Annotated in this window: 13 protein-coding genes; 9 read left to right on the top strand and 4 right to left on the bottom strand. The window is 62.5% G+C overall.

Annotation, left to right across the window (positions count from 1 at the left end):
- Window positions 1-89: 89 nt before the first annotated feature.
- Window positions 90-719 carry a DUF1638 domain-containing protein gene (locus tag NKI10_RS06825; RefSeq protein ID WP_023753434.1) on the bottom strand — a complete coding sequence of 210 codons (630 nt, stop codon included), beginning with the start codon at window positions 717-719 and terminating at the stop codon, window positions 90-92.
- Window positions 720-784: 65 nt separating this feature from the next.
- On the opposite strand from NKI10_RS06825, the gene NKI10_RS06820 reads away from it, so the two are divergent.
- Complete coding sequence (locus NKI10_RS06820) at window positions 785-925, top strand: entericidin A/B family lipoprotein (RefSeq protein WP_023670401.1); 141 nt, start codon at window positions 785-787, stop codon at window positions 923-925.
- An 89-nt stretch (window positions 926-1014) separates the two neighbouring features.
- Here NKI10_RS06820 and NKI10_RS06815 read toward each other — a convergent pair whose 3' ends face one another.
- On the bottom strand, window positions 1015-1713 hold the full coding sequence (locus tag NKI10_RS06815) for a cobalamin B12-binding domain-containing protein (RefSeq protein WP_023670402.1): 699 nt from the start codon (window positions 1711-1713) through the stop codon (window positions 1015-1017).
- A gap of 261 nt (window positions 1714-1974) precedes the next feature.
- Here NKI10_RS06815 and NKI10_RS06810 point away from each other — a divergent pair, with 261 nt between their 5' ends.
- The 7 genes from NKI10_RS06810 to NKI10_RS06780 all read left to right on the top strand — a co-directional run bounded on the left by NKI10_RS06810 (window position 1975) and on the right by NKI10_RS06780 (window position 9824).
- Window positions 1975-3549, top strand: a complete 1575-nt coding sequence (locus tag NKI10_RS06810) for a trimethylamine methyltransferase family protein (RefSeq protein ID WP_352859269.1) — start codon at window positions 1975-1977, stop codon at window positions 3547-3549.
- A gap of 89 nt (window positions 3550-3638) precedes the next feature.
- Entirely contained in the window at window positions 3639-4325 is a 687-nt protein-coding gene (locus NKI10_RS06805; RefSeq protein WP_352859267.1) for a hypothetical protein, read from the top strand.
- Window positions 4326-4429: 104 nt separating this feature from the next.
- Window positions 4430-5167, top strand: coding sequence for a dienelactone hydrolase family protein (locus NKI10_RS06800; protein ID WP_352859266.1), 738 nt, complete (start codon window positions 4430-4432; stop codon window positions 5165-5167).
- Window positions 5168-5262: 95 nt separating this feature from the next.
- Window positions 5263-6441 (top strand): BaiN/RdsA family NAD(P)/FAD-dependent oxidoreductase, encoded by a 1179-nt coding sequence (locus NKI10_RS06795; RefSeq protein WP_352859264.1) that lies wholly within the window; start codon window positions 5263-5265, stop codon window positions 6439-6441.
- Window positions 6442-6656: 215 nt separating this feature from the next.
- Window positions 6657-7217: an RNA polymerase sigma factor gene (locus NKI10_RS06790; protein WP_023688122.1), complete on the top strand. Its 561-nt coding sequence runs from the start codon at window positions 6657-6659 to the stop codon at window positions 7215-7217.
- Window positions 7218-7219: 2 nt separating this feature from the next.
- Complete coding sequence (locus NKI10_RS06785) at window positions 7220-9331, top strand: vWA domain-containing protein (protein WP_352859262.1); 2112 nt, start codon at window positions 7220-7222, stop codon at window positions 9329-9331.
- 226 nt (window positions 9332-9557) lie between these two features.
- Window positions 9558-9824, top strand: coding sequence for a hypothetical protein (locus NKI10_RS06780; RefSeq protein ID WP_023724232.1), 267 nt, complete (start codon window positions 9558-9560; stop codon window positions 9822-9824).
- A gap of 8 nt (window positions 9825-9832) precedes the next feature.
- On the opposite strand, the gene bmt is transcribed toward NKI10_RS06780, so the two are convergent.
- Window positions 9833-10855: a betaine--homocysteine S-methyltransferase gene (gene bmt, locus NKI10_RS06775; RefSeq protein WP_352859260.1), complete on the bottom strand. Its 1023-nt coding sequence runs from the start codon at window positions 10853-10855 to the stop codon at window positions 9833-9835.
- A gap of 115 nt (window positions 10856-10970) precedes the next feature.
- Window positions 10971-11828, bottom strand: a complete 858-nt coding sequence (locus NKI10_RS06770) for a helix-turn-helix domain-containing protein (protein ID WP_023681768.1) — start codon at window positions 11826-11828, stop codon at window positions 10971-10973.
- A 223-nt stretch (window positions 11829-12051) separates the two neighbouring features.
- Here NKI10_RS06770 and NKI10_RS06765 point away from each other — a divergent pair, with 223 nt between their 5' ends.
- A complete protein-coding gene (locus NKI10_RS06765; RefSeq protein ID WP_352859258.1) occupies window positions 12052-13062 on the top strand; it encodes a fatty acid desaturase in 1011 nt (336 codons plus the stop codon).

Below are 13062 nucleotides of genomic sequence, written 5' to 3'. Positions count from 1 at the left end.
GAATCAGCCTGTTTGCTTATGGCTCACAACTTAACCATTCGCGGCGGCCTGTCATCTGTTCTCGACAGCGTCCCGGCTCAAGAACCGCTTCAGGCGTGGGCGGCGGCCTGCGCCAGCCCGGCCGTCAGGTCGCCATAGCCCGTCGAGCGGCGCTCATAGGCGAGGCCAAGCATCTTCGCGGCCTTCTCGGCGACCTTGTCGAGTTCCGGATCGTCGGTCTGGGCGATGTAGATCAGCTTCTGGTAGTTGCCGAAATAGTCCTTGATCAGCTCCGGGTGCTTGTCGAGGCCGAGCGGCTTCATGAAGAAGGCGTCGAACTGGCGGCACAGGAAATCGGTCATGTAGAACGACATCATGTCGGCGTCGGCGACCTTCGCATAGGCGTCCATGCCCTGGTAGAAGGCAAAGCAGTGCGGCCCGGCCATGCGTTCGACGCCGTGCTTCTCCAGAACCCGGTCGAGCATGCCGCCGGTACCGCAATCGGCATAGCCGACGAAGATGTTGCTGTAGCCTTCCGCCTTGGCCTTTTCGATCGCCTTGTCCATCGCCGGTGCGATGCGGTCGGGGTAGAAATGGAACTCCGCCGGCAGGCAGGTCAGGTCGAGATGGTCGAGCTTGAGCTGCTCCTTGACGGCCAAAACTTCGCGCGCAATCATTCCACAGGCGATGACCAGCAGCCTGTCGTCCTGATTCGGTTTCGTTTTTTGCATTCTGGCCATGGAACCCGGTCGAAGCGGCCTTCGTTGCTGTGGGGCGAATCTATCGAGAGAGGGATAAACCGTCCATGAAACTGTTACGCGTTGCGCCGATTGCAATCCTTGCCTGCGTCCTGGCGCTTACGGCCTGTGCCAACACCGTCCGTGGTGTCGGCCGGGATATCAAATCGACTGCGAAAGCCGTCGACGACACCGTCACCAAACCCTGACGCAGCCATCCGTTCCAATAGCTGGGAACAAAAAAGCCGCGCTGCAAGGCGCGGCTTTCGATTGTGGGCCAGACGCCTTACGGAAGAGATCAGGCTGAAGCGCGCATATTATGCTTGCGCTTCATGAAGTCCTTCGCGGTCTCGACCGCCACAGCCGCGTCGCGGCAATAGGCATCGGCGCCGACGGCCTTGCCGAATTCCTCGTTGAGCGGCGCGCCGCCGACCAGGACGACATAGTCGTCGCGGATGCCCTTTTCCTTCATCGTGTCGATGACGACCTTCATGTAGGGCATGGTCGTGGTCAAAAGCGCCGACATGCCGATAATGTCGGGCTGGTGCTGCTCGATGGCGTCGAGGTATTTTTCCACCGCATTGTTGATGCCGAGATCGATGACGTCGAAGCCGGCGCCTTCCATCATCATGCCGACGAGGTTCTTGCCGATGTCGTGGATGTCGCCCTTGACGGTGCCGATCACCATCTTGCCCTGCTTCGGCGCGCCGGTGGCGGCCAGCAGCGGGCGCAGGATGAACATGCCGGCCTTCATGGCGTTGGCCGACAGCAGCACCTCGGGAACGAACAGGATGCCGTCGCGAAAGTCCTCGCCGACGATGCGCATGCCTTCGACCAGAGCTTCGGTCAGCACCTTGTAGGGCACCCAGCCGCGCTCGAGCAGGATGTTGGTGCCTTCCTCGATCTCTTCCTTCAGCCCGTCATAGAGATCGTCGTGCATCTGCTGCACCAACTCGTCGTCGGAAAGCTCGGAGAGGATGATCTCGTCGTCGGCCATTTTTCTCGGGCTCCTTGCCGCACGGGATGCGACCACGGCGGCTTAAAATAATCGCGTCAATACCTAACCCGGCGGGGGCAGGTATCCATAGCTGATTTGCGACTTCCCGCAAAAGGAAAGCGACCGCAAATCTATTGGAATTCTTGTCGATTTTGCGACAGGCGTTGGCGCTGGCGGGCCGTTTCGAATAGGGTGCATGGCTACGATCCGGGCGAGAAGCCGCCATACGCGGCCGCAAACGGTTTTTAGGGAAAAACGATCATGAGTGAAAACGCGTCAGTCGACCAGGAAGCGTCCAATGCGCGACGTGGACGTGCTGCCAGCGGCGGCGCGGCTGCAAGGCGGGCGGCGCGCTCGGGCGGCGGACCGGGCACCCAGCTCACCTATATCAAGCGCAAGATCAACATCTATGAGGTCCTCAACGAGGAAGGCCTGGCGATTATCGAAAACAACACCGATACGGTGCTGGAAGAGATCGGCATCATCTTTCGCGACGACGCCGAGGCGCTGCAGCTTTGGAAAGAGGCGGGCGCCGACGTCAAGGGCGAGCGCGTGCATTTTCCCAAGGGCCTCTGCCGCTCGCTGCTGAAGACCGCGCCGCCCATCTACACCCAGCATGCGCGCAACGCCGAACGTTCGGTGCAGATCGGCGGCAACGCCACGGTCTTCGCGCCGGTCTATGGTCCGCCCTTCGTGCGCGATCTCGACGGTGTCAGGCGCTACGCGACGATCGAGGATTTCCGGAATTTCGTGAAGCTCGCCTATATGGCGCCGTCGATTCACCATTCGGGCGGCACGGTTTGCGAGCCGGTCGACGTGCCGGTCAACAAACGCCACCTCGACATGATCTACAGCCACATCAAATATTCGGACAAACCGTTCATGGGTTCGGTGACGGCGCCAGAGCGGGCCGAAGACACCGTCGCCATGGCCAAGATCGTGTTCGGCGACGATTTCGTCGAAAACAACACCGTGCTGACCAGCCTGATCAACGCCAATTCGCCGATGGTGTTCGACGAAACCATGCTGGGCGCGCTGAAAGTCTATTCGCGCCACAACCAGGCTTGCATCGTCACGCCGTTCATCCTAGCCGGCGCGATGAGCCCGGTGACCGTTGCCGGCACGCTGACGCAGGTTCTGGCAGAGGTGCTGGCCGGCGCCTCTTTCACGCAGTTGATCCGTCCCGGCGCGCCGGTGCTGTTCGGCACCTTCGCCTCGTCGATCTCCATGCAGTCTGGTGCGCCGACCTTTGGCACGCCGGAGCCGTCGCTGGTTTCCTACGGCGCCGCACAGCTTGCACGCCGCCTCGGCCTGCCGTTCCGCACCGGCGGCTCACTCTGCGCCTCCAAGGTTCCGGATGCGCAGGCCGCCTATGAGAGCGCCAACACGCTGAACTCGACCATCCTGGCCGGCACCAATTTCGTCCTGCATTCGGCGGGCTGGCTCGAAGGCGGTCTCGCCTCCTGCTACGAAAAATTCATGATGGACGTCGACCAGCTCGGCATGACGCAAAAGTTTTCCGAAGGCGTCGACCTCTCGGGAAACGGCCAGGCGATGGACGCCATTCGCCAGGTCGGCCCGGGCAGCCACTATCTCGGCTGCGACCACACCCAGGCCAATTTCCAGACCGCCTTCTACCGCTCCAGCATCGCCGACAACAATTCCTACGAGCAGTGGCTGGCCGAGGGCGAGAAGACAGCGCCGCAGCGCGCCAACGAACTCGCCCGCCGCTGGCTGGAGACCTACGAGGCGCCTTATCTCGATCCGGGCATCGACGACGGGTTGAAGGACTACATCGCAACGAAGAAGGCGTCGATGGCTGACGCCTTCACCTGAAAGGAGCCCGAGTCAGGCGGGGCTAAAGTCGCCAACATCATCCACAAGGAAGTCTGGCGGAGCGCTTTCTCCGACCCGGACAAGAAGGGATGATTGCGCGGCGCCGGGCTGACGAGATAGCGGCCGCGCTTTCCGCCGACGGCCTCATCCTGCGCGGCGGGTTCAGTTTCGCAACAAGCGAAACGCCGCCGCATGGCCCTTCAGTTGCCCCCGCCAAATCCGTGCTGTTGGTGGGGCAGGCGGGAGCGGCACCCTGGCCGCATTTCCTGCGCTGGCGGGAAAACCAGCCCTACACCATTGCTAATCCGCTCGACACATGGTCGCGCGCAGTGATCGGTGCGGTGGCGGAGAAATTCGGCGCGCGCGCCGTTTCGCCTTCGGACAGACCTTATCTGCCGTTCCAGCAATGGGCGATGCGAGCGGAGGGGCTGAGACCGTCGCCGCTGGGCATCCTGATGCATCCGCAGTACGGGCTCTGGCATGCCTATCGCGGCGCGTTGCTGTTCGAGGATGAGATCGCGCTTCCTGAACGTCGCGAAGCGATTCACCTTTGCGACGCCTGTGTTGCAAAACCTTGCCTGAAGTCCTGTCCGGTTGACGCCTATTCCGCGGATGGTTTCGCTCATCAGGCTTGCCTGGCGCATGTGCGGGGATCGAAGGGCGAACCATGCCGCGGCGGCGGCTGCCTCGACCGCAACGCCTGTCCGTATGGCACGGCCCATCGCTATCCGCCTGAGGTTCAGGCCTTTCACATGACGGCGTTTGCCGGCCTGTAGCCGGGTCGAAAGCCCGCACAAAGTGTTGAACGGGATTGTCAGGGAACGGCTTGCCCTGACGGTGCCTGCTTATATGTATCGCACGACATTTAACGGAGCGGGCCATGGCGAAGCAGGACATTGAGATCAAGACCGGGGACGGCGTGGCGAAAGCCGGGCTGTTCCGCTCGGCGACCGCTTCCTCGTCCAGGGCCGGCATCATTCTCTATATGGACGCTTTCGGTCCGCGACCGGCGCTCGACGCAATGGCGGAACGGCTGGCAGGCGAGGGCTATGCCGTGCTGGTGCCGGATCTTTTCTATCGCGAAGCACCCTACGGGCCGTTCGAGCCCAAGACCGCTTTCGTCGTCGAGGAGACCAAGGTCGCGCTGACGGCGTTGGTCCACGGCACGACACAGGACATGACCATCCGCGACAGCAGGGCGTTCCTCGACACGCTTACCGCTGAAGGTGTCACCGGACCGGTCGGTGTCGTCGGTTACTGCATGGGCGGGGCGCGGGCTTTGAATGCGGCTGCAACCTATCCCGATCGCATCGTGGCGGCGGCGAGCTTCCATGGCGGCAATCTGGCCAGCGATGCCGCCGACAGCCCGCACCGCAAGGCCGCAATGATCAAGGCGCGCGTCTATGTCGGGACATCGGGCGTCGACCGCAGCTTTCCGCCGGAGCAGTCGGCGCGGCTGGTCGAGGCGCTGCGCGTGGCGGAGGTCGACCACGCCATCGAAAACTATGCCGGCATGGCGCATGGCTGGTGCGTGTCGGACCACAGCGTCTTCAACGCGGCCGGCGCCGAACGTCATTGGAAGCGACTGACGACGCTGTTCGCCGAGACGCTGATCTAACGAGGCGTTGCCTGAAGTCGCAACGAACGGGTAGAGACTGCACGATTGGCGCGGCCTGTTAAAACAGCGCCAGTCGAGCGGGAACGAACAGCCTGATGCAATCCTATGATGTCGTGGTGATCGGCGCCGGTGCGGCCGGAATGATGTGCGCCATCGAGGCGGGCAAGCGCGGCCGCTCGGTCCTGGTGCTCGATCACGCGGCAAAGCCCGGCGAGAAGATCCGCATCTCCGGCGGTGGCCGCTGCAATTTCACCAACATCCACACCAGCCCGAAGAATTTCATCTCCGGCAATCCGCATTTCTGCATCTCGGCGCTCAGCCGCTACACGCAGCGCGATTTCATCGAACTCGTCGAACGCCACGGCGTCGCCTATCACGAGAAGACGCTGGGACAGCTGTTTTGCGATGGCTCGGCGCGGCTGATCATCGACATGCTGGTCTCTGAAATGCAGGATGGCGGCGTGGAGCTGGCGCTGTCGACCGAGGTGAGGAACGTCAGCAAGGCCGCGGACGGTTTTGTGCTGACGCTCTCCACTGGCAGCGTCACCTGCAATTCGCTGGTCGTTGCCTGTGGTGGCAAGTCGATCCCCAAAATGGGCGCGTCCGGTTTCGGCTACGAGCTTGCGGCGCAGTTCGGCCTGGCGGTGGTGGAAACACGGCCGGCGCTGGTGCCGCTTACCTTCGACGCAAGAACGCTGGAGCGGCTGGCGCCCTTGGCCGGCAATGCCGTCGATGCCGAAGTCGCCTGCGGCAAGAGGCGGTTTTCAGAAGCGATGCTGTTTACGCATCGCGGCTTGAGCGGGCCTTCCATCCTGCAAATATCGTCCTACTGGCGCGAGGGCGACGAGATCCGCATCGCCATGCTGCCGGGGATGGATGTGGCGGAACTGCTTCGCGCCGCCCGGCGCGTCAACGGCAGGCAAGCGGTGCAGACGGTGCTGGCAAACCATTTGCCGAAGCGCCTTGCGCAAGCGGTCGCCGAGCGTAGCGGGATCGATGGCAATCTCGCCGATTTGACAGACCTGCAAATGAAAACCGTCGAAGCCGCCGTCAACGACTGGCGCATCAAGCCGGCGGGTTCCGAGGGTTACCGCACGGCGGAAGTGACGCTTGGCGGTGTCGATACCAACGGGCTCGATCAGAAGACGATGCAGGCGAAATCCGTGCCGGGGCTGTTTTTCATCGGCGAAGTCGTCGATGTCACGGGCTGGCTGGGCGGCTATAATTTTCAGTGGGCTTGGTCGTCCGGCTGGGCCTCGGGCCAGGTGTGCTGATATTCAGGTGAGGCCGGCCTGCAAACGACGGCTTTCTGTGCTTCCGGTGCTCGCGTACCAAAAGTACGCTCCGCTCCGGTTCTCGAAATCCATCGTTTTCGGCTCGGCCTGACCTGAATCTCAGCGCACCTGTTGCGCGTGCATCCGTCGCCTCGGAAAAAAATCTTTCCATAACCCCAAGGATTGGCCATTAGCCTTCGTCCAACAGGCAAATGATGGCGATGATGCTGGATGAAAGCGAAGCCTCCGACGCCGAATTGATCGGGCGGGCGAAAGGCGGAGACAGGGGCGCCTTCGGCAAATTGCTGGAGCGGCACTACGACTTCGTCTATCGCGCCGCCTATCGGTGGTGCGGAAAGAAGGCCGATGCCGAAGACATCGCCCAGGAGGTCTGTGTCCGTCTCGGCAAGGCGATCCGCGACTACCGCGGCGGCGGCGCGTTCACGACATGGCTCTATTCCGTGACGTTGAACGCGGCGCGCGACATGATGCGCAAGACCACGCGCGAAAACGTCAAGACCGAGGCTTTCGGCGCCTACAGCATGATATCGGGAGAGGCCTCGGCCGAACCTGAAGATCCCACTGAGGCGCTCTGGGCAGCGGTGCGGCAATTGCCGGACAAGCAGCGCGATGCAGTACTTCTGGTCTATGGCGAAGGTTTGAGCCATGCGGCCGCCGCCGAGGCGATGGCAATCTCGGAGACGACGGTTTCCTGGCACATCCATGAAGCGAAGAAACGGCTGAAGACGTTGATTCGTTCAGCCGGGGAAGTGTGACCATGGTCGACGACAACGAACTCAACAGGCTGCGCGACGCAGCAGTACCGGCGCCCGGGGAAAGCGCGAAGGCACGCGCCTTCGAAGCCGCCATGCGCGCCTATGATCAGGAAAATATTTCTGCCGTCACCCAAGGATCGGTCGGCGGGCTTCGTCTCACAGAGCGAGCACAAAAGCTCTGGAGCGAGATCATGCAAAAGAAACTCATCGCCACGCCAGCCATTGCCGGGCTCGTCGCCCTGCCGATCGCCGGATACGCCACCTTTCATATGCTGAGGGAACAGCCGTCGCCGTTCGGCAGCGACGAGAAGATCACTGAGACGCTGGCCGACAAGCCGGCAACCAATGGGCCGGCGATCAACGCGCCGGTAAAAGAAAAGCAGGCGCCTGAAGGCGACAAGAAGGCCGACGCCGATGTGCGAAGCCGCGACACCACTACGCCGCTTACGCCACCCGCGTCGCCGAAGCCCGAATCGACCGTTGCTGTCGCCCCGGCGCAGCAGGATGCGCTGGGACGCGGCGTGTTGGCCGAGCCTGCGCCGGTTGAGAGCCGCGAGTTGTCGCTTGACGGCACCGCTGCCCCGGCCGGCGGCGCGCGGGTCGACCGCATGGCCGGCGCGACCGAATCCAAGTACCTGGCGCAGCCTTCGACGATGCCGGCCGACCAGATAGCGCCGCAGGAGCCAAACCGCGACCGCGTCGAGGATTTCAAGACCAATCCTGTGCATGCAGCGCTTCAGGATCCGGTCTCGACCTTCTCGATCGACGTCGACACGGCTTCCTATTCCTTCGTCCGCGGCTCGCTGAAGCAGGGCTACCTGCCGCAGGCCGATACGGTCCGCGTCGAGGAGATGGTCAATTACTTCCCCTATGACTGGAAGGGTCCGGACTCGGCTTCGACGCCGTTCAACTCGACCGTCAGCGTCATGCCGACGCCGTGGAACGGGCACACCAAGCTGATGCACGTCGCCATCAAGGGCTTCGACATCAAGCCGGTCGAGCAGCCCAAGGCCAATCTGGTGTTCCTGATCGACGTCTCGGGTTCGATGGACGAGCCTGACAAGCTGCCGCTGCTCAAGTCGGCTTTCCGGCTGCTGGTCAGCAAGCTCAAGGCGGACGACACCATCTCGATCGTCACCTATGCCGGTGACGCCGGCACCGTGCTGATGCCGACCAAGGTTACCGAGAAGGACAAGATCCTCAACGCCATCGACAATCTGTCGCCCGGAGGCTCGACGGCCGGCGAGGCGGGCATCAAGGAAGCCTACAGGCTTGCCCAGCAGTCCTTCGTCAAGGACGGCATCAACCGTGTGATGCTGGCCACGGACGGCGACTTCAATGTCGGCCAGACCGATGACGACGATCTGAAGCGGCTGATCGAGCAGGAGCGCAAGACCGGCGTGTTCCTGTCGGTATTCGGCTTCGGCCGCGGCAATCTGAACGACCAGATGATGCAGACCATCGCCCAGAACGGCAACGGCACCGCCGCCTGTATCGACACGCTGGCCGAGGCCGAGAAGGTTCTGGTCGAGGATGCCTCCTCGACGCTGTTCACCATCGCCAAGGACGTCAAGATCCAGGTCGAGTTCAATCCGGACAAGGTCTCGGAGTACCGGCTGATCGGCTATGAAACCCGTGCCTTGAACCGCGAGGACTTCAACAATGACCGCGTCGATGCCGGCGATATCGGCTCCGGTCATTCGGTGACCGCCATCTACGAGATCACGCCGAAGGGCAGTGGCGGCGAGCAGATGGATCCGCTGCGCTACGGCCAGGCGACGGTCAACAATGGCGGTGTCGCCAATGCCGACGAATATGCCTTCGTGAAAATCCGCTACAAGCTGCCGAACGACGACGTCTCGAAGCTGATCACCACGCCGGTGACCTCGGCCAACGAGGTCGCGTCCTTCGACCAGGCCAGCACCGACCAGCGTTTCTCCGTCGCTGTCGCCGCCTTCGGCCAGAAGCTGCGCGACGAGGATGCGACCGCGAAGTTCGGCTACGACAAGATCATGGAGATTGCCACCGCCGCCCGAGGAGCCGACCCGTTTGGGTACAGGTCCGAGTTCCTTTCGCTTGTGCGCCTTGCCTCGGCGCTGGGCGGTAACCGGTAGTGGCAATAACGCCGGTTCCTTTCAGACGGGGGTCGTTCTGATACGGGGAACCGGCTACGGGCGGGTGAGGCAGGCCGGCGGGGGAAACCCTGCCGGCCTTTTTTCCGGGTACTGGCGATGTCCGGCCGATCATTAAATTGTGTGGCTTTTCCGGAACGTCATCGCAATGCTCCGAATGTTATCCCATGGTTAGGGACTGGGCTTGGGGAGCCGGGAATTGCAGATCATGAACATTGGAAACACGACGCCGGCGGTGAGACACACGCAGGCGTCGGGAACGCTGTCGCCAGAATCCAGGCGCATCATGGATGACGTCGACGCAGCCCGGAATACCGCAAAGTCGGCGCTGACCAATGACCGCTTTCGCGTCATGCTGGAGCAGATCGGCAATCCGCAGTCGTCGGGTGACCTAGTGACGATGAATGAAAGCGCCGACAGCACCGCCCTGGATTTCACGACGGCGCTATCGCGTTACGCTGAAAACAGCGAATAAGTTCGATATCAGGCCCGGCTGCGGCGGCGTTCGCGGCGGGCTTCGCTGGTCTCGGCGGTGTTTTCCGTCGCCACCTTGTTGCGCATCGGACCGATGCGCTCGACGATCCCCGCGACGGTCGGGCGTTCGGATTTGGTGTGCGCGTCGAGCGCCTTGCGCATGGCGGCAAGGTGCTGGAACGAGGTGCCGCAGCAGCCGCCGATGATCTTCGCGCCGCCATCCACCGCCAGCCGGACATAGTCGGCCATCAGCTCCGGCGTGCCGGAATAATGGATCTCGGTGCCACGAAATTCGGGAATGCCGCAATTGCCCTTGACGATCACCGTCGCTTCCGGCTTCGCCTCGGTCATGTCGAGCAGCGAGGCCAGGATGTCGGAGGCGCCGACACCGCAATTGGCGCCGACACCGAGCGGCGTCTCTGAAAGTCCGTCGGCGACGCCGTGGATATCCCTGGGCAGCAGGCCCATCATGGTGCGGCCGGCAGTGTCGAAGGAGCCGGTATAGGTGTAGGGCAGGCCGACGCGGATGGCGGCTTGCGCCGCGGCGCGGATCTCGTCCGGCGCCGACATGGTCTCGATCCAGGCGACTTCGGCGCCGCCTTCCTTCAAGCCTTCGATCTGTTCGGCGAAGGCCTCGACCGCCTCGTCATAGGTCATGGCGCCGAGCGGCACCAGCAACTCGCCGGTCGGACCGACCGAGCCGGCGACGATGACTTTCCTGTCGGCCTTGTCGGCGACCGCGCGGGCAATCTCGGCGGCGCGCTTGTTCAGCGCATGCACGCGGTCCTGCGCATGATGCAGCTTCAGCCGGTGGCGGGTGCCGCCGAACGAGTTGGTGAGGATGATATCGGCGCCGGCGTCGACGAAATTCTGGTGCAGGCTGGTGATGGTGTCGGGCGCTGCCTCGTTCAGCAACTCCGGCGCTTCGCCGGCCTCCAGACCCATGGCGAACAGATTGGTGCCGGTGGCGCCATCGGCGAGCAGCACGCCCTTTTCGGCCAGCAGAGCATCGATGGGATTGTTGGCGGGCATCGGATCGACTTTCAGATATTTGAATGGAATAAGGATATAAAGAAGTCTTTATGTCCAGTCAATGTGTTTGCGACCTGCAATTGCCGCGCGGCGCACCTTTCCGGGGCGTTGGGGATCAGGCAGAACCCGATGGAAATGACGCGCCGGCCAGATTGCGCGCGTAGGCGGCGGCCTCATGCGGGTTGATGTCGGCGGCCCGGATCAGATTGTCGAAATGCTGGGTCAGCGCTTGGACCGGCTGGGTGGCGTTCAGCACGACATACATGTCGCCGACATAGATGGCGGCGCGATAAGGGCCGAAGATGGTCAGCGGGATGGAATAGCGCATGCGGCCGTCATAGAGGAACAGGCGGAAGGTGGGGTAGAGATCGTCAAGCAGCGTCGCCATATGGGCAAGCTGCTGCCGGCGGTCAGCCTCGGGAAAGCGGTCCCAGACGCCCAGGCCGCGGGCAAAGATCTCAAGCGTATGGCGCGGCATGCAGACCTCCATGTCGGTCTCAGGGCGCCGGTTGTACTCGATGCGGTACTGCGTCTCGCTGGCCTGCGCCAGACGGCTGCGGTTGGTGATGTTGGCTTCGTAGTCGACCAGCTGGCGTGTGCGCAGGAGATCGGGAATGCCGGCCGGCACATAGCGGATCTTGGTGCCTGCGGCCTCGGCGAACCATTTGGCGAGCAGCGTGCGGTCGAAGCCGTCGGGCGCCTCTTCGATCTCCAGGCTTTCGCGGATTTCGCCGGTGACGCCTTCGTCCTGGGAGAGGCCGAGCAGCCAGTCCAGCGAGATCTTGAATTCGGCGGCGATGTTGAGCAGCGTTTCGGCGCGTGGCAGGCGCGTCGAGGCGCCGGACATCAGTTGCGACAGCGCCGACCGGTCGATGCCGACTGCTGACGCGAAAGCTGACTGGTTGAGATCGGACCGTGTCAGGAGCAGCTTCAGGCGCTCCCGGAAGATTGCCGAAAGGTCCCGTTTGTCCACTGTTCGTTCTCCGCACTCTCTTAGGAAAAATTTGCGCCCGAGCCGTCGAATCAGCACTTCCAGCGTAAATGAATCCGTAGGGTTGTTTACAATGTATAACATCTGCGGCCAAAAATGCGCAATCGCAACATTTTGTACACTTTGTCTCGTTGAGCGGAATCGCTTCTCCTGACACTATGCTGTCAGGAACAATTCCGGCGACTGAGGGACAGTGGTCGACAGCATGACAGGCAAGCGCATCAAGCGACGCGACGCAGCGGCCATCGAGTGGCCGACCGTGGTCCTCGCTTTCTTCTGTTACGGAATGTGGCTCGCTGCCGGGCTCCTGCTCTGGCCCTCTTATCCGACCCCGGCACTTCTTCTCCTCGGCTTCATCCTGGCCTTGCAGTCGTCGATCATGCACGAAGTGCTGCATGGCCATCCGACGCGCAGCGCGCTCATCAACGAAGCCTTCGTCTTCCTGCCGATCGGCCTGGTCTGGCCGTTCCGTCGCTTCAAGACGCTCCATTTGCGCCACCACGCCGACGAGCGCCTGACCGATCCGCTCGACGATCCCGAGAGCTATTACCAGGCGTTGTGGATGCATGACGATCTGCCGCCGACGATGAAATTCCTGCTCAAGGTCAACAACACCATGGCCGGCCGTTTCTTTCTCGGCCCCTGGCTGTCCTGCATCGGTTTCTTCGTCGACGACGCCAGGCATGTGATTGCCGGCGACAAGGTGATCGGCAAGGCATGGCTGCTGCATGCGATCGGCCTCGCCATCGTGGTGCCGATCGTGCAGTTCGGCTTCGGCATTCCGGTATGGCTCTACATTCTGGTGCCGGTCTGGCTCGGCCAGTCGCTGATCGCGGTCCGGACTTTCGCCGAACATCAGTGGTCCGAGCACCCTGAAGGACGCACGGTGATCATCGAGCGCTCGCCGCTGTCGTTCCTGTTCCTCAACAACAATCTGCACTTCGTTCACCACAAGACCCCGACCGTTGCCTGGTACAGGCTGCCAAAACTGTTTGCCGACCGCCGCGACGAGTGGCTGCGGATGAACAATGGCTACGCCTATCCGAACTATTTCGCACTGATCAAAGCCTACGCCTTCAAGGCCAAGGAGCCGATCGTGCACCCGGTGCTGCGCCGCCAGCCCGAGCCGGGCAGGGCGTTCAAGCCGCGCATCAGGGCGCGCAGCATCAGCGGGCTTGGCAGCGCGCCGGTTCCGGCCGAGCCGCCGAAGGAATAA

The organism is Mesorhizobium sp. M0802 (assembly GCF_040320115.1).
Taxonomy (GTDB): Bacteria; Pseudomonadota; Alphaproteobacteria; order Rhizobiales; family Rhizobiaceae; genus Mesorhizobium.
The sequence above is the reverse complement of the archived record's forward strand: the minus strand, read 5'-3'. Positions and strand labels throughout refer to the sequence as shown.